The organism is Pseudoramibacter porci, from assembly GCF_009696145.1.
GTDB lineage: Bacteria > Bacillota > Clostridia > Eubacteriales > Eubacteriaceae > Pseudoramibacter > Pseudoramibacter porci.
Genome location: NZ_VUMO01000003.1, coordinates 1 through 17,387, shown reverse-complemented (window position 1 = coordinate 17,387; position 17,387 = coordinate 1). Strand labels below are relative to the sequence as shown.

Genomic DNA, 17,387 nt, shown 5'->3' with positions numbered 1-17,387 from the left:
GGTGCTGCCGGGCTTTTTTTAATGCTTCGTTATTGAAAAATTTTGCGTTCTTTTAGGCGGGAAAATCCGTGCTATAATAAAAGAAAAAGCAACGGGAGGATATTGTTATGACACTTCAGACACGGGCTTTTGCCTGCCCGTCCAAATACGTTCAAGGGCCCGGGGAAATCGAAAACCTCGCCAAATGGTGCGCCGATCTGGAAACGACGCGCGCCTTTGCGGTGATCACGCCGTCCTTTGTGGACAAGCTGTCCTCGATGCTGACTCAGACCTTTGAGGCTGAGGGGCTGATGATCACCTGCGAAGCCTTCGGGGGCCAGACAACTCGGACGGAACTCGACCGTTTGGCTGCTATGGCAGGTGAAGCGGACGCCGACGTGGTGATTGGCATCGGCGGCGGCAAGGCGATGGACGCCGGGAAATACGCAGGGATTCAGACCGGCGCGGCCATTGTGACCGTACCGACCATCGCCTCGACCGATGCGCCGACCTCGGCCCTTTCAGCGACGTATACTGAAACCGGGGAACACGCTGGCTCGATTTATTATAAACGCAACCCAGACCTCGTACTCGTCGACTCGCAGATCATCCTCGACGCTCCGGCAAAATACCTGGCCTTCGGCATGGGCGACGCGCTCTCGACTTATTTTGAAGCCAAAGCCCACGTCGATTCGGACACGAAGAACCGCGTCCGCGCCGGCTACAAGACGCCGCTGGCCGCGATGGCGCTGTCAGAATTGTGCTACACGACCCTTATGACTGAAGGCCGCCAGGCCCTCGCCGACGTCAAAAATCATGCGCTGACCGAAGCAGTGGAGGACATCATCGAAGTCAACACCTTGCTCTCCGGGATTGGCGTTGAATCCGCCGGATGCGCCGGTGCCCATTCCTTAAACAGTGGCTTCTCCGCCCTGCCAGAATGTCAGAAGGCGAGCCACGGTGAAATCGTCGCCTTTAGCACCATTTGCGAACTGGTGCTGGAACATTACGATCAGAAGACCCTCGAAGACGTCTTAGCCTTTAATCAAGATGTCGGCCTGCCGCTGACCCTGAGGGATATCGGCTTGTCGCGGGACGATACCGAAAGTCTAAAAAAAGTCGCCGAAAAGGCGATGACCACCAAACACATTGCCGCCGTCCCTGTCGAAACCAGCCCAGAAATTCTGGTGGACGCCATCCTCAAAGCTGATCAGATCGGTGCCGACTGGCGGGAAAGTCATCAATAATATTATTACCTGGGAAATAATTTCAATAACGCAAGAGCGTATCTGCGGGAGCAGGTGCGCTTTTTTGTTTTTGATAAAATATACGTGGCTGGCTAATCAAGTTGCGTTGACATCGCATTTATTATATACTAAATCTACCTGTTTAAATAGCAAAAAGAACATGCAGTATCGGAAAGGGAGAAAAGCAGATGAACCAGCAAAGCGAATACGCAGCAGCCTTCAGGGCGGTCTTCAAGTACACGCTCCCCGTGATGGCCGGATACATCTTCCTGGGGACTACCTACGGCATTTTGATGCGCACCTCGGGCTATCCGGTGTGGCTGCCGGTGGTGACGGCACTCATCATCTACACCGGTTCGATGGAATTTCTCATGGTGGGGATTCTCGCGTCGGCCTTTAATCCGGCGGCGGCTTTTGCGACGGCGGTCATGGTCGGCGCGCGCCATTTGTTTTACGGGATTTCCCTTCTTGGCACATATCAAAATATGGGGGCGAAGAAATTTTATTTGATCTACACGACCAGCGACGAGACCTTTTCGATCGTCTACACGACGCCGATTCCCGACGGGGTCGATAAAAGCAAGGCGTACTTGATCATTTCCCTGCTTGACCAAATATACTGGGTGGGCGGGGCACTCATCGGCACGCTCTTCGGCGGTCTCATCACCTTTGACACCACCGGTCTTGATTTCGTCATGACGGCGATGTTCGTCGTGATTCTGCTCAGCCAGTGGGTCAAGGACGGCACCGCGCTGAAGACGATGGTGCAGGATCACATCAGCGAACTGGTCGGCATTTTGGGATCGCTGCTTTGTTTGATCGTCTTCGGGCCAGATCATTTTATCATCCCGGCGATGGTTGTGATTTTTGCGGCGCTGACATTGCTGCGGCCCGTGCTTGATCCGGCGTATCCCAAAGGAGAGAAGAAGACGCAACGCAATGCACCCGCACAGGAGGAAAAAAGATGACACCCTTACAACAAGTGATCACTGTCGCCGTCGTCATTGCCGGGACGGTGCTGACCCGCTTTCTGCCTTATGTGCTGTTTCCGGAAGGACGGGCCGTTCCGCCTTTTATGACATATTTGGGCAAGGTGCTCGCGCCGGCCGTCTTTGGGCTGCTCGTCGTCTATTGCCTCAGACACGTCAGTGTCTTAAGGGGGACGCACGGCATCCCCGAGTTGATTTCGATCGGTGTCGTCGTCGCGCTCTACGCCTGGAAGCGCGGCATGATTTTGCCGATGCTCGGCGGTACACTCTGCTACATGCTGCTGGTACAGTTTATCTTTTAAACAAAAAAAGAGCCGTCCCGCGCGGCTCAAAATAAGTGATAATGTTTATTTTATGTTGTTTATCAGGGAAGGAAATAGGCTGCGGGATTCAAGCGGCTACTTGGTTAACAGCAGCGCCATTTTGAACGGGCCGTCTGCAGTGACAGCGTGCTTGCCGCCGGCGTCAAATTTAAAGTTTTCTCCGGCGCGGATCAGATGATCTTCACCTTCGTAGGTGATGACGGCTTCGCCGTCGAGCGCGAAAATCAGCGCTTCGCCGGGCGCCGCGTGTTCGGACAGGCCGGTCCCTTTGGTGAAGCTCATCACCGCCATCATCAGATGATCTTCGTCGATCAGATTCATGTTGACGATTTTGCCGTCCTGATAGGGAAGCAGGTCTTTCAGTTGAAAGACATTGCCGCTTTTAAGTAATGGGTTCATGTGTGTGTCCTTTCCGAGCGAAAGCTCTGTGTAAATGATGCCGCCGTCGGTACGAATGCCGACAGGCGTGTCTGCTGGGGTGATATAAAGATCGCCAGCGGCAAGTTTTGCCGTTTCTGAGTGGTCAATCATGACGGCGCCGCCGCCGGCTGCAACCATCCAGAATTTGGGCGCCGCGTAAGTTTCTTCAGAAATAGAGGTCTCCGGCGCCAGCGCAAAGACAGACAGCGGGACCTCGGCGGACGTCGACAAATTGGTCGAAATCGTACACCCTGGCGTCCAGGGGTTTTCCGCTGCGAGTTTAAAAACGTGTCCAGCTTGAAGAAGCATGGTTGTCACCTCACTTGCTTTGTCATTTGATAGGGTCATTATATAGGCCTGGACGGCAAAAATCTGTTGGCATGACAACAATTCACGAAAATGTTTGAAAAATTAAAGGACTGAGCCATTTAAGTTGACTCAGTCCTTTTTGCTGCAAAGTATATTGAATTTTACGACGCTTTAAAATGCTTCATTCATTGAAGAAAGCAGGTTTTGGCGATTGACGGCAATTGGTGCATCCTTACCAAGAGCCACCGCCGCCACCGCCGCCTCCGCCGCCGGAGAAGCCGCCTCCAGAGCCGAAGTCACCGAATCCGCCGGATCCGGAACTGGATGGCACGTCAATCATGTTGTGCTGCATCGCATCGAAGCTGCGGTTGAGCATCGACGCGAAATAAATTGTGTTGAACGTCGTGTACGGGTCGTAAGGCGTGTACCAGCTCGGCGGCTCGACCACGAGCCCTTCGAAATGCTTCGCCCATTTATCCGTTAGATTAAAGACGTAAGCGAAGGGCAGGACGTCATAGAAATAGGAGGGGTTGTCCGCGACGAGGGCCTTGATTCGGTCGAGCTCGGCGGTCTTGATAAAACGCCTGAAGCCGAGAATCTCACCGGTCCAGTTTCGCCCTTTTTCGCTCAAGTGTTCAATGCTGCTGTGCAGCACGCCGATGACAAAGAAGGCGATCTGCGCGGCGACGACTACCCACTGCGAGTCGATCCCCGATGTGCCTAGACATCCCACGCTGAAGATGGCGAGGATGATTACGAGGGCGAGGATGATGAGGCCGATGTGTCGGGCTGCTGGGTTGCGACGCCCTTGGACGGTGAGATCAGCCAGGACTTGGCACGCCAAGAAGTCAATGCCGAAAACGACGGCGAGGATCATGCCATTCAAGAAAATAACAGTCCCGTCTGCAATATAGGAACAGACAAAACCGGCGGCCACTGCCAGCGCGATACCAACGACCGTGAGCGCATTCCGGGATTTCTCCGAAAAAGGGGAGAACAGCGCGTTTTCCGGCTTGTCAAAAAACATCTGGACCTCCGTCTGTGCTGTCTCGACATTCTGGTAGAAAGTATTTTCGAGGGACGCAGATGTCGTCGCGGCGCCGCTTTGCGTCACCCCTTCGAAGACGGTCTTTAAAGGGGTCGGCTCATTTGTGTCGATATCTTTCAATTTGTGGAAGGTGAAGTCGTGCTTGCCGGTCTGTTCGATCGAGATGTAGCCTTTTTCGGCGAGGGTCATGATGCAGGCAGTGATGTGTTTTTTTGAGGAACCGCTAGCGATGTAGCCGACTGTTGCCGGCGTCAAGCCCTTCGGCGGGTGGAAGGCAATGACCTCAGGGATCGGAGTGATGTGATCCGCGCGGATGAACATCGCGACAGCTGCTACCACAGCTGCCGCCAGCACCGCGAAAAAGACGGTGAGGGGTCCGCGGTTGGTGTGCACGTCTGTGAAATAGCCGTCGGGCAGGCGCAAGTTGATCGTCGCGCCGACCCCTTCGGGTAAAGCCTTCGTGCTTTTGGCTGTGATGGTCTTGCCCGAGACCGACACGTTGAAATAGGCATACTCGCCGGAGCCGTAATTCCCGGCGTAAAGATGGACTTTGTCGGCGTCGAATGCTTTCGGCAGGGTTACAGTGACAGTGCTCGCGTCGATCGCCGTCGACCATCCAGTCGGCACCACGTTGAAATACACATCGTCGAAATCCGAGATGCCGTCGGCGCCTGGGTCCCAGGTGTAGCGGATCACGTAGCGGTGACGGCCGGTGACGGTGGTGTCGGCGTCGCCAATTTTCAGGACGACGTTGTCGTTTTCCCGGTCGATGTCGACAGCACCGCCTTCCACGGAAATGTCAGAGACCTTTGCGACGTAGGCTTTGTCGCTTTTTTTGCCGCCGATTTGTCGGTAAAAGTCTCCCTTGTAGGGAATGTAGCGGTAAATGCCGTGGCGCGGCTCGGTGAAATTCACGTCAATGGTCTCCGTGACGTTGTAGGCATGGTTGGAATTGACTTTCACGTCGACGTTGTAGGCGTTTGTGGTGTACCCGCCGGCATTGGCGGAAATTTTCCCTGGCGCCAGAACAAGCATCAGGGCTGCGACGATGGAAACGAACAAAAGCAGGGATTTGCGTTTCATGATTTCCCCCTGTTGGAACGGAATCGTTAGAACTGAACGCGGACGTTTTCCCGTTCGGCGGCATTGCTCACTTCGTAGAAAGGTTTGGTGGTGTAGTGGAACATGCCGGCGATGAGGTTCGACGGGAACATCTGCACCCGGTTATTGAAATTGCGCACGGTGCCGTTGTAGTATTTGCGCGCGTTGGCGATGTCGTCTTCGACGAGCTTCAGCTGATTCTGCAGGTCGATGAAATTGGTATTGGCCTTGAGATCCGGGTAAGCTTCGGCGATGGCAAACAAATGGGTCAGGGCCTGATCGATTTGATTTTCGCCCTTGATTTTCGAATCAAGGTCAGAAGACGGGGTCGCGGCGGCAGCGTTGCGGGCTGCGACGACGCGCTGCAGGGTTTCCTTTTCGTGACTGGCGTAGCCTTTGACGGTTTCGACCAGGTTGGGAATCAGGTCGTAGCGCTTTTTCAAGTAGACGTCCATGGTGGAGAAAGCTTCGTCCACCTGGTTGCTGAGGCCGACCAGGCTGTTGCGCGTGGCCACCAGCCAGATCAGGATAATCACAACCACCGCGATGATGATAATGGGGATGAGCATGAGAGTACCTCCTAATTTTTTGTTTCATTTTATCATGAAAACGAGCAAATCACAAACAGATTGCGGTAAGTGTATAAAAAAAGCCTGCGGAGATTTCCGCAGGCTGTGCGCCAGATTACGCGTCCGGCATGTCTTTGTAGAAAATTTCGAGCATTTCAGCGGTTGACGCTGCGCCGGGGTCTAAATGACCGACAGCCCGTTCACCGAGGCGCATGGCCCGGCCCTTGGTCGCGATCATGTCGCGGGTCGATTCGAGACCGGCTTTGCCGGCTTCGACGGCCTTGCCCATGGCGGTTTTGATGTCGTCGCCCGCTGCGTGCGCCGCTTTCAGCGCGTCGAGGGCTGGCATCAGCGTGTCGTTCATGGTCTTTTCGCCGGTGGTTGATTTGCCGCGTTTCTGGATGATCGAGATGGCCTTATCCATCATTTCGACGAATTCATCGCCGGTGACGCCTTCGTCCGGTCCTTTTTTCTTGACCGGGACGCCGAACTTCATAAAGAAGCTGCCGTAGAGCGGGCCAGCGGAGCCGCCGACCTTGTCGAGCAGCGCCTTGCCGACGTTTTTGTACAGCCCCGCGACGTTATCGGCTTTCCATTCGTCTAGATGGCTGGCCACTTCGCGGAAACCAATGGACAAATTGATGCCGTGGTCGCCATCGCCGATGGCGGAGTCGAGATCGGTGAAGTATTCCTTCCGGTCTTCGATCCAGGGAATCAAATCTTCAATAACTTGAATAAAATATGCCTTGCTCAGTTCTTCTGCCATATAGGTGTTGCCTCAATTCTTTAGACTTGTGTGAAATACGGGGTATCGCACGGATAGTCGAGCATTTCCTTCAGTTCGTCGTCGAGCTTGGTCAATGTGATCGACATGCCGGCCATATCCATGGATGTAGCAAACGGACCGACCAGCGTCTTGTAGACGGTGATGCCCTTTTCGTCGAGGATCTGCTGGACGCGTCTGAAGCAGACGTGCAGGTCCATCAGCGGGGTTGCGCCCAGGCTGTTGACGAGGACGTAAACTTCGTCGCCTTTTTCGAAAGGCAGATCAGACAGGATGGGGTCCATGATTTCGTCGACGACGTTGTCAGCGGTGTCGATTTTGCCGCGGCGCACGCCAGGTTCGCCGTGGATGCCCATGCCGATTTCCATATCGCCGTCTTCCATTTCGAAGATGGTGCCGCCCTTCGCCGGGATGGTTGAGGAGGACATCGCGACGCCCATGGAGCGGGTGACCGAATTGGCCTTTTCTGCAATGCGGACGACTTCGTCGAGATCTTTGCCCATGGCAGCTGCAGCGCCCGCAGCCTTGAAGACGATGAAGTCCCCGGCGACGCCGCGGCGGTCTTCAATGCGGTCCTTCGGTGCGGAGACAACGTCGTCTTTGACGGTGACGGATTTGACAACGATATCGTCTTCGTCTTCCGCTTCTTCAGCGCCCATGTCAAAGTTCATGACGTCGCCGGCGTAATTGCCGTAAAGATAAACGACGCCCTTGCCGGTATCGACCGCTCTCGCCGCGGCGTAGCACGGGTCCGGTGACGGAGATGTATTGATATTGCCCATGACGACCGCGTCAGCGAAATCCTTGCCGACGTAGCCGAGGAACATCGGTTCGTGGCCGGTGCCGCCGCCGACGACGATGCCGACTTTGTCTTTCTTACCGACTTCGTTAGAGACGAGTACGCGTCCCTGGGCTTCTTCACTTTCATCCATGTGGACGTATTGTTTGTGTGCTTTAGCGTAGCCTTCGATCATTTCGTCGACGACGTCATAGGGGTCATTGAATAAACGTTTGAGTTTTGCCATAATACTTACCCTCCTGGAATAAAAATAAAATTGGATCTATGATCAAGATGGCATCTCCGTCATCTTATCATCCCGAAAAAATTAATTCTTGTGAAGATTTCTCGCGTTATCGGATTCGGTTATGATTTTCTGAACGTCGTCCGAAGCGGCTGCTTCAACAGCGCCGAAGAAAGCCCCTTCGACGAGCGGTGCGTCGACAATGTGGCATTTCGCTCTTAAAAGGGTATTGTCGATCATATCGATTGCGGTTTCAGAGCTCAGAACCGAGCTGCCCAGATCGCAGTAGATCAGGATGCTCTTGCATTTGGATAAGGATTCGATTGCTTTCAAAACCGTCATCGCAGAAGTGCCCAGACGTCCGTCGCCTGTGCCACCGGCTGCTCTGAACTCGACATTGTCGTTGGCCATTTCTGAAGCCAATTTGACGACACCGTTGGCGATTTCTTCACTGTGTGAAACAATAACCATACCTGTCTTTGCCATGTTAAACTCCTTGTGTATCATTTTTTGCCAGATTGATTCAATGTGGCATCCTTATAGAATAAAATCCTATAATTTGGTTAAACTTATCATACCAGAATTGAACCGGGGATACCAGATGTTTAAGTAAATTTTAGGGTCTGAAATAATGTCAAAAATAAAATATCAATGTCAAGGGGCGCGGAATTCGGTATAATAAATTGAAATAAATAATATAGTTGAAGGGAGTATACAATGAAAAATTTTTTATGTGGCTCAGGATGGAAGATGTATTTAACTTGTGATGAAACAGTTGATAGATTGAAGAAATTACAAGATAATTTAAAGGATTTTAAGGATTTTAAAGTTGTTGTATTTCCATCATTTACTGCATTAGCAGATGCCAATAAAAATTTATCTTCAAATAGTTGCGTTCATATTGGTGGACAAGATATGTTTTGGGAGAAAGAGGGTGCGTACACAGGAGAAATTTCAGCAAGAATGTTACTAGATGTTGGATGTGAATATGTAGAAATAAATCATCAAGAACGCAGACGTTTTTTGCATGAAACAGATGAAATGGCAAATAAGAAATTAAAGTGTGCGTTGTCAACTTCTCTTGTTCCATTCTTGTGTGTTGGAGAAGAAAAAAAAGAAGATGCTGCGAGTGTTAAAAACTTTTTGTCACATCAAATCAAAAATTTATTAAGTGGTATTGAGAAAAAAGATGCCCAGCGTATCGTTTTTGCATACGAACCAATGTGGGCGATCGGCAAATACGAAGCTACAGATCCAAAGTATATTCAAACAACACATAAAATAATCAGAGATATTATTGCTGAACTTTATGACCAAACTTTAGCGGATAATGCCTATATCATTTATGGTGGAGGCGTTAATCATGAAACATTTCTTGATTTAGTGGCACTTCCAGACGTGAACGGGTTATTTACAACAGGATGCGGTATTGTGCCAGATGTTTTTGCAGATGTCATATTAAGATCAGCAGAATATCTAAGAAACCAAGAATAATTATTAATACTTACAAAAACACTGTATCAGAACACAATCAATATATTAGTTCTGATACAGTGTTTTTTATCTTTAATTAAATTATGGATAATAGGAAATAGGGCGATGGTTACCAATCAACATCGACTATAATTTTATCTCCTTCTTCAAAGAAGGGTGTTGTCGTAATTGTATATAGACAGGGTTTGTTAGTTTCATTTTTTATTAAATGTACTTCACCAGGATCCATGTGAATAAAGTCACCTGGTTGTCCAATGTACTTTTCTCCATCAATAATAAAAGTAGGAGAACCTTCTAGTACATAAAAATCTTCTTCCATTTTTTCATGTTTATGGGCATCATAAATTTCTCCAGGTAAAACACGGCAGATGCCAAAGTTCAATTTCGGACCATGAATAAAATATTTTGGTCCGCTTTTTCCATGGCGGAAAGTATGATCTTTTTCGTTTGTAATAAACATCGTATTCTCCTTCTTTACATTCATTGTTTATTAATATAGGTAATATCGAAAAAAATAACAAGTATGAAAATTATTTCCATAGTTATTATTAATAATATAATGAGAAAATTTTTTCACTATGGAAAATAATGAAATAACATTATATTCTAAATTTATACATAAATCATATCGCACTTTTACACAAGAATGTGAGGACAAAAGATGACAGAACTAAATAAATATGAACAATCTTCTTTTTTAATCATCAAAGTTTCTTATATGTATTACATTTCTGGTTTATCACAAAATGAAATTGCAAAAGAATTAAATATTTCGGTTACAACTGTTTCACGTCTGTTGAAAAAAGGCCGTGAAAAAAATGTTATTGAATTTGTAATTCGCGATCCGTTTGTTAAGTGCTTAAAGCAGGAAAAAAAATTAAAAACTATTTTTGGATTAAAAGATGTTGTTATTGCGCCTGCCGTTGATATTCAATCTGTTGGAGAAGATTCAAAAGAGAGTAAGGACAATGTTAAGAAGTTAGTTGCACTTGAAGCAGCAAGATATCTTCAGCGAATAATAAAAGAAGATGATGTTCTTGGTATTACGTGGGGAAGTACGATTTACTATATGATTAACTATTTAAACCCTGCACAACGCATTCCAGCAACTTTCGTAACCCTTCATGGTAGCTTGTCTTATTACGTTAATGAGTGGGATGTTAGAACTTTAATTCGGAGAATTGCGAAAGCATTTAGTGGAAAAAATTATTCCTTACCGACGAATGCGCTGATGAGTTCATCTAAATTGGCGCAAATGTTAAAACGAGAAAAAGATGTAAAAAAAGTTTATGAAATGTTTAAAAAAATTAATATTTCGATTTCAGGAATGGGCTCCTTATATCCAGAATTAAATTCAATATTATCAAAACCCGATTATCTCTCACCAAAAGATTTGAAAAACTTACAAAGCAAAAATGTTGTCGGAGATATTGCATTACATTTTTTTGATCGAAATGGCATCGAATGTCAAACAGATTTAATTGATAGAACCATATCAATGAATTTTGAAGATTTTAAAAAGATTGATCAAAAGATTACCATTGCTTCAGGGGTAGAGAAGGCTTATACCGCATACAGCGCTTTAAAAGGACATCTAATAGACACATTAATTGTAGACAACCAATTAGCAGGAAAAATATTAGAACTTTATCATCAAGAAAAAGAGTTAGGAATTGATATTTACCACAATATTTAAAGAGTTAATGATTCTATTATTTAGAATTACATAATTTTCATATTTTATTTAGGGGAGGAATATTATGGAAAAGTATATTTTAACGATTGATGAAGGAACAACTAGTGCCCGCGCCATTTTGTTTAACCATGAAGGGATGCCGGTGAGCATTGCACAAAACGAATTCAATCAATACTATCCACATCCAGGATGGATTGAACAGGATCCAAAGGAAATATGGGCAACGACAACAGAAGTCATCAATAAGTGTAAAAAAGCTGTAAACGTCAGTGATGATGATATATTAGCAGTTGGCATTACCAATCAAAGAGAAACTAGTATTATCTGGGACAAAGAAACAGGTCTTCCTGTTTATAATGCGATTGTTTGGGGAGACAATCGTCAGGAAATAGTTGATGGATATAATGCATTAAGAGAAGAAGGATACGAAGAAATATTAAAAGATAAAACGGGCTTGGTGTGTGACCCAGAATTTTCAGCTTTAAAAGTTAAGTGGATTTTAGACCATGTAGAAGGCACAAGAGAAAGGGCAAAAAAAGGAGAATTATATTTTGGCAATATTGATTGCTGGATTTTATGGAATTTGACGAGAGGAAAAGCACATAAGACTGACTATAGTAATGCATCTCGAACTGCATTATTTAATATAAAAACATTGGATTGGGATCAGGAATTATTAGATAAATTTGATATTCCAAGAATCATGATGCCAGAAGTATGTGACAGTTGCACGCATTTTGGAGATGTTCGAGTAGGGACAACTTTCCAAAAACCATTACCAATCATGTCTATGATCGGAGATCAGATGGCGGCAACTTTTGGTCAGGCCTGTTTTGACGAGGGCGAATGTAAGATGACATTTGGAACAGCAGGCGTTTTTGATTCAATTATTGGTGAAGAACCGAAAAAATCTGAAAGTGGGCTGTTAACAAGTATTGCTTGGGGGTTAAATGGCAAAATTACATATTTGTTCGAAGGAGTGGTCTTTAATTCTGGATCAACGATTCAATATTTAAGAGATGAATTGCGTTTTGTTGAAGCAACACCGGATTCTGAATTCTTCGCTAAAAAATCTAAAGCACCCAGGGGAAATGTGTATTTCCTGCCAATGTTTTCAGGTATAGGAGCACCTTATTGGGATGCTTATGCTAAAGGAACCTTATTTGGATTAACACGGGGAATCGAAAAGAATGACATCATTAAAGCCGCATTAGATTCTCTAGGATACCAGACACGTGATATGGTGGATGCGGTGATTAAGGATACTGGCAAAAAAATAAAAGTACTGAATATTGACGGCGGAGCGGCCAAAAATAATATGATTGCCCAATTTAATGCAGATATTCTTGGAATCGATGTTGATCGACCAAGCAATGTAGAAACGACAGCAGCTGGAGCTGCATTTATGGCGGGATTAGGCGTCGGCTTTTGGAATGGATTTGAAGATATTAAAAAAGCAAGAAAGTCAGAAAAAATTTTTAAACCAGAAATGCCTGAAAAAGAAAAAGAAAAATTATATGCTGGTTGGAAAAATTGCATCAATGCCCTTAAAGTGTGGGGAAAAGGGACGCAGGAAATTAGAAAAGAATTTGGCGATTAATTAATAATACGAAAATATTTTCTGTCTAGAAAATAATACCACATCTTCTTATAATTTAATTACAGATACAAATGAAAGAAGAAGAAAAATGAAAACAGACATATTAATCATCGGCGGCGGTGTAATTGGATCAGCTGTAGCAAGAAAATTATCGCAGTATGATTTGGATATTACATTAGTCGAAAAACAAAGCGATATTTGTATGGGAACCAGTAAAGCCAACTCTTCGATGATCCACAGCGGTTACAATATCGATGGAAGTAAGCTGAAAGGGAAAATGTGTTTAAAATCAGATACGGCAGTTTATGATAAATTCTGCAAGGAACTTAATGTTGATTTTAAACACACAGGATCGATTTTTGCTGGATTTGAAGAAAGCCATTTAAAAACGATGAAAGAAGAAGTTGAAAATGCAAAGAAAAATGGCTTACAAGGGGTCCGAATTGTCGATCATGACGAAATGATGAAATTGGAACCGAACATCAATCCAAAAGTTCGGTTTGGTTTGTTAGATCCAAATACAGGTACTATTAATCCATTTGAATGGACAATGGCATTAGCTGAAAATGCAGCAATGAATGGCGTGAAAGTTTTACTCAATGCCGGCGTAACAAATATTCATACAAGAAATGGAAAAATTGCAAGAGTTAATACTGAAGTCGGAACTTTTGAACCGAAAGTTGTCATAAATTGCGCTGGATTATATTCAGATAAAATTGCTGCAATGGTTGAAGATGTTGATTATTATATCCATCCGAGAAAAGGCGAGTATTTTTTATATGATAAAAAATGGAGCGGTTATGTTCACCATTGTATTTACTCACCTCCAACTCCAGTTTCAAAGGGGATGATCATTGTTCCTACGACAGAAGGCAACTTGCTTTGTGGATCAAACGCAGTGGAAATTAAAGATAAAACTGATTTTTCCACTACACAGCAGGGACTGGATGATATTTATGCAAGGGATGTTCATAAATTATTCCCTGCATTGCCAAGAATGGGTGATGTCGTTACAACATTTGCAGGTTTACGCCCAGCATCTAATACAGAAGATTTTATTATTGAACATGCGAAAACTGTTCCTACAATGATTAATCTTGTTGGTATACAATCTCCAGGATTATCTTCTGCACCAGCAGTTGCAGATAGAGTTGATGAAATTCTGCGGGATGTAGGAACTAGTGTAGGATTGAAATTTAATGTAAAACCAGACTGGAATCCAATTCGGCCAAAACCTGTTGTTTTAAGAGAACTCTCCAAAGAAGAAAAGAGTGAATTAATCAAAAAGAATCCAGATTATGGAAAGATTATTTGCAGATGCGAGACAATCAGTAAAGGAGAAATTCTCGATGCGATAAGACGTCCAATACCAGCGCGGAATATTGACGCGATAAAACGAAGAACACGAGCTGGCATGGGACGTTGTCAAGGAGGATTTTGCAGTCCACGTATTGTAAATATCCTAAATGAAGAATTAGGAATAGATCCTTTAGATGTTACAAAACGAGGAGGGCGATCCAATATCCTATTAGGGAAAACAAAAGATTTGTCCTTATTTGAAGGAGGAATCGATAATGAAAAAATTAAATTATGATCTTGTCGTTATCGGAGGTGGCCCAGCGGGACTAGCAGCAGCACTAGAAGCTAGTAAGAATGATATAAACAGTATATTAATACTTGAGCGAAGTGACCGCCTGGGAGGCATTCTCGAACAATGTATTCATAATGGTTTCGGGTTAACTTATTTTAAAGAAGAATTGACAGGCCCTGAATACGCAACACGTTTTATAAAAGAAGTGCTAAAACAACCAAATATTGACATAAAAACAGGAACAATGGTTGTTGATTTGACAAAAGATAAGATCGTTACTGCAGAGAATAGAGAAGATGGATTGTTTGAAGTAAATGCTAAAGCGATTATCTTGGCTATGGGATGTCGGGAACGTACAAGAGAATCCATTACAATTCCTGGAGACAGAGTTGCAGGCGTTATGACGGCAGGTACAGCACAGCGTTATGTCAATATCAATGGTTATTTGCCTGGAAAAGAAATTGTCATTTTGGGATCTGGTGATATCGGCTTGATCATGGCAAGAAGAATGACGCTTGAAGGATGTAACGTTAAGGGAGTATTAGAATTGATGCCATATTCCTCAGGATTGATTCGAAATAAGGTTCAATGCCTTGATGATTTTAATATTCCTCTTTATCTTAGCCATACAGTAACTAAAATTCATGGGAAAGATAGATTAAAAGCAATTTCTGTCGCAAAAGTTGATGAAAATCGTAAGCCGATTAAGGATACAGAAGTTTTGATCCCATGCGATACCTTGTTGCTTTCAGTTGGATTAATTCCAGAAAATGAATTATCGAAATCGGCCGGAATTGAATTAGATCCAGTTACTAAAGGCGCAAAAGTTGATGAAAATCGCTGTACAAGCGTCTCTGGAATATTCGCTTGTGGGAATGTGCTTCAAGTTCATGATTTGGTTGATAATGTTTCAGCGGAAGCGCAGACAGCAGGTCGAGCAGCAGCTAGGTATATTAAAAATGAAGTCACTCCGCTCAATATACCTATTACAGTACATGCAGGGAATAATATCGGCTATGTTGTGCCGCAGTTTATTGCTAATCAACAGCCAAAAGACGAAAAGGTTTTAAAGTTGTATATGCGAGTTAGACAACCTGACGAACATGTAAAATTAACGGTAAAAGATCAGAATGGAGATGTATTAACAAGTCTTAAAAGAGATATTGTCGCCCCTGGTTCTATGGAAATGATTCCTCTTCCAGTCAAATATGTAAATGATCAGGAAAAATCATTTAGTATTTCTGTAGAAAAAGAAGGATAGGGGATGTTTCAAAATGAAAACGAAAATAATTTGTACAAGCTGTCCTAGAGGATGTGCAATTACGATTGAACATCAGGGAAAAACAATCAAAAACATTACTGGATATACATGTAAGAGGGGATTAGCTTACGCTAAGGACGAGTTTACCTTACCAAAACGTGTTTTAACATCGACCGTGAAAGTAAACCAAGGAGAATTGGCAATGCTGCCGGTTCGTACTGCCGGTCCAATACCAAAAGCTAAAATTCTTGAATGTGTAAAAGCATTGTGTAATATGTCTGTCGATGCGCCGGTTAAAATTGGCAGTGTTATTTGTCCTAATATATGTGGTACAAATGTTGATTTAATAGCATCAAGGGATATTAATAAAAAATAATAATTTTAGGAGGAAAAAATGAACAGATTTTATAGCCCATTGTTGAATCCAACGTATGAAGGAATTAATGCAGACGATTATTGTGTGGCAACTTATTTAATTGGTATGGGAAGAGAAGAAGAACCAATTTTAAAAGCCAATAGTATCGGAATTGAACAGACTACAGGATCTTGGATTGATGTTCCTGCTGAAACAGATGAAGTTCGAGAAAAATATTGCTCAAAAATTTTAGGTGTTTATGAAGTCCCTGATTATGAAAATATGACAAATGTTCGGGATGACATTGGAGAAGATGAAAAAAGATTTTTTATCGTCAGAATTGGTTATCCAGTAGCAAATATTAAAGATAATATTCCACTCTTTTTTGCCACATTAACGGGTAACGTAACTTCTATGCCATACTTGAGATTATTGGATGTAGATTTTGGAAAGAATTTTGTAAAAGATTTCCAAGGACCTAAATTTGGCATTAAAGGGTTACGCGATTATATTGGTGTTCCGGAACGTCCTTTATTAAATAACATGATTAAGCCTTGTACAGGGTACACGCCTGATGTTGGTGCAAAATTATTTTATGAAGCAGCAGTTGGCGGCGTAGACATTATTAAAGATGACGAACTTATTGGTGGTGATCGGTCATTTAATAAATTGGAAGATCGTGTCCGCGCAAATATGGAAGCTGCCAAACGTGCTGATGCTGAAAAGGGTGAAACAACCTTATATGCCTGCAATATTACAGATGAAGTAAGTAAATTAAAAGAAAATGCTATGACAGTTATCAAAAATGGCGGTAATTGTATTATGGTAGATGCATGGGGCGTTGGACTGAGTGCCGTCAGAGAATTGGCAGAAGATCCAGAAATTAATGTGCCGATTTTGGGACATTGCTGTTTTGGACCTGCAGTTACTGTTTCACCATATCAGGGAATGAGTTCATTGGTGCAAACAAAACTCGCAAGATTATGTGGAATTGATATTTATTTGACTGAACCGCCATATGGTAAATTCGATATTACATTTAATAAATATATTCGCAACATCACAGCTTGCCAGAGCAAATTTTATGGATTAAAAGAAATCTTCCCATTTATTGGTGGTGGCGTTATTCCAGGATTGGTACCTCAATTGGTTGATGATATTGGATATAATGTGTTGCTTGGTGTTGGTGCTGGAATCCACGGTCATCCACAAGGACCAAGAGCAGGAGCTAAAGCATTCCGTGATGCTATTGAAGCAACTATGAATGGTGTTGATCTTAGAGAAGCAGCAAAAGACCATGAAGAATTACAGATTGCCATTGACAAATGGGGGATCGAAGGCGAAGAAAATATCAAAGATAATTATGCTCTGTAGAGCTAAAATAAGCTGATAAAATAAATCTCCTTAATTATAATGGATCTTAATAAAATCCTCTGATGAAGAAATCTCCCTGTGATGATATACAGGGAGATCAGACTGTAGACAAACGAGGCTCTGAGAAAATACTCAGGAGCCTCGTTTGATTTAATATCAAGCTGCAATTTGTAGATTTATAAATTGAAATCGAAATATAGGACGATTCGGTCCTGAGTGGTTCTT

17 protein-coding genes are annotated in these 17,387 nt (G+C 44.1%); 10 read left to right on the top strand and 7 right to left on the bottom strand.

Annotation, left to right across the window (positions count from 1 at the left end):
• Nucleotides 1-107: 107 nt before the first annotated feature.
• From FYJ52_RS03090 to FYJ52_RS03080, 3 genes are all read left to right on the top strand, one after another.
• A complete protein-coding gene (locus tag FYJ52_RS03090) occupies nucleotides 108-1,226 on the top strand; it encodes a glycerol dehydrogenase (protein ID WP_154575805.1) in 1,119 nt (372 codons plus the stop codon).
• 188 nt (nucleotides 1,227-1,414) lie between these two features.
• A complete protein-coding gene (locus FYJ52_RS03085) occupies nucleotides 1,415-2,194 on the top strand; it encodes an AzlC family ABC transporter permease (RefSeq protein ID WP_154575804.1) in 780 nt (259 codons plus the stop codon).
• Nucleotides 2,191-2,517, top strand: coding sequence for a branched-chain amino acid transporter permease (locus FYJ52_RS03080; RefSeq protein ID WP_154575803.1), 327 nt, complete (start codon nucleotides 2,191-2,193; stop codon nucleotides 2,515-2,517). The genes FYJ52_RS03085 and FYJ52_RS03080 overlap by 4 nt, the downstream gene beginning before the upstream one ends.
• Nucleotides 2,518-2,613: 96 nt before the next feature.
• Here the strand turns inward: FYJ52_RS03080 and FYJ52_RS03075 are convergent, their stop codons facing one another.
• From FYJ52_RS03075 to dhaM, 6 genes are all read right to left on the bottom strand, one after another.
• On the bottom strand, nucleotides 2,614-3,267 hold the full coding sequence (locus FYJ52_RS03075) for a cupin domain-containing protein (protein ID WP_154575802.1): 654 nt from the start codon (nucleotides 3,265-3,267) through the stop codon (nucleotides 2,614-2,616).
• A gap of 232 nt (nucleotides 3,268-3,499) precedes the next feature.
• Complete coding sequence (locus FYJ52_RS03070; RefSeq protein ID WP_154575801.1) at nucleotides 3,500-5,398, bottom strand: DUF2207 domain-containing protein; 1,899 nt, start codon at nucleotides 5,396-5,398, stop codon at nucleotides 3,500-3,502.
• A gap of 26 nt (nucleotides 5,399-5,424) precedes the next feature.
• Nucleotides 5,425-5,985, bottom strand: a complete 561-nt coding sequence (locus FYJ52_RS03065) for a LemA family protein (protein ID WP_154575800.1) — start codon at nucleotides 5,983-5,985, stop codon at nucleotides 5,425-5,427.
• A 115-nt stretch (nucleotides 5,986-6,100) separates the two neighbouring features.
• On the bottom strand, nucleotides 6,101-6,751 hold the full coding sequence (dhaL, locus tag FYJ52_RS03060) for a dihydroxyacetone kinase subunit DhaL (RefSeq protein WP_154575799.1): 651 nt from the start codon (nucleotides 6,749-6,751) through the stop codon (nucleotides 6,101-6,103).
• Nucleotides 6,752-6,771: 20 nt separating this feature from the next.
• Entirely contained in the window at nucleotides 6,772-7,794 is a 1,023-nt protein-coding gene (locus FYJ52_RS03055; protein ID WP_154575798.1) for a dihydroxyacetone kinase subunit DhaK, read from the bottom strand.
• Nucleotides 7,795-7,875: 81 nt separating this feature from the next.
• The gene (gene dhaM, locus FYJ52_RS03050; protein WP_154575797.1) at nucleotides 7,876-8,277 is read right to left on the bottom strand and encodes a dihydroxyacetone kinase phosphoryl donor subunit DhaM; all 402 of its coding nucleotides are present in this window, start codon (nucleotides 8,275-8,277) and stop codon (nucleotides 7,876-7,878) included.
• Nucleotides 8,278-8,508: 231 nt separating this feature from the next.
• Between dhaM and FYJ52_RS03045 the strand changes: the two genes are divergently transcribed.
• Entirely contained in the window at nucleotides 8,509-9,285 is a 777-nt protein-coding gene (locus FYJ52_RS03045; RefSeq protein WP_154575796.1) for a triose-phosphate isomerase family protein, read from the top strand.
• A 109-nt stretch (nucleotides 9,286-9,394) separates the two neighbouring features.
• On the opposite strand, the gene FYJ52_RS03040 is transcribed toward FYJ52_RS03045, so the two are convergent.
• A complete protein-coding gene (locus tag FYJ52_RS03040; RefSeq protein ID WP_205960745.1) occupies nucleotides 9,395-9,745 on the bottom strand; it encodes a cupin domain-containing protein in 351 nt (116 codons plus the stop codon).
• Between the two features lie 201 nt (nucleotides 9,746-9,946).
• Here FYJ52_RS03040 and FYJ52_RS03035 point away from each other — a divergent pair, with 201 nt between their 5' ends.
• The 6 genes from FYJ52_RS03035 to FYJ52_RS03010 all read left to right on the top strand — a co-directional run bounded on the left by FYJ52_RS03035 (nucleotide 9,947) and on the right by FYJ52_RS03010 (nucleotide 17,162).
• Nucleotides 9,947-10,981 (top strand): sugar-binding transcriptional regulator, encoded by a 1,035-nt coding sequence (locus FYJ52_RS03035; RefSeq protein ID WP_154575794.1) that lies wholly within the window; start codon nucleotides 9,947-9,949, stop codon nucleotides 10,979-10,981.
• Between the two features lie 64 nt (nucleotides 10,982-11,045).
• Nucleotides 11,046-12,581 carry a glycerol kinase GlpK gene (gene glpK / locus FYJ52_RS03030; protein ID WP_154575793.1) on the top strand — a complete coding sequence of 512 codons (1,536 nt, stop codon included), beginning with the start codon at nucleotides 11,046-11,048 and terminating at the stop codon, nucleotides 12,579-12,581.
• A gap of 88 nt (nucleotides 12,582-12,669) precedes the next feature.
• Entirely contained in the window at nucleotides 12,670-14,175 is a 1,506-nt protein-coding gene (locus tag FYJ52_RS03025; RefSeq protein WP_154575792.1) for an NAD(P)/FAD-dependent oxidoreductase, read from the top strand.
• Complete coding sequence (locus tag FYJ52_RS03020; protein ID WP_154575791.1) at nucleotides 14,156-15,433, top strand: NAD(P)/FAD-dependent oxidoreductase; 1,278 nt, start codon at nucleotides 14,156-14,158, stop codon at nucleotides 15,431-15,433. The genes FYJ52_RS03025 and FYJ52_RS03020 overlap by 20 nt, the downstream gene beginning before the upstream one ends.
• Before the next feature lie 13 nt (nucleotides 15,434-15,446).
• Entirely contained in the window at nucleotides 15,447-15,809 is a 363-nt protein-coding gene (locus FYJ52_RS03015; protein WP_154575790.1) for a DUF1667 domain-containing protein, read from the top strand.
• Nucleotides 15,810-15,827: 18 nt separating this feature from the next.
• Nucleotides 15,828-17,162, top strand: a complete 1,335-nt coding sequence (locus FYJ52_RS03010) for a RuBisCO large subunit C-terminal-like domain-containing protein (RefSeq protein WP_154575789.1) — start codon at nucleotides 15,828-15,830, stop codon at nucleotides 17,160-17,162.
• Nucleotides 17,163-17,387 lie beyond the last annotated feature (225 nt).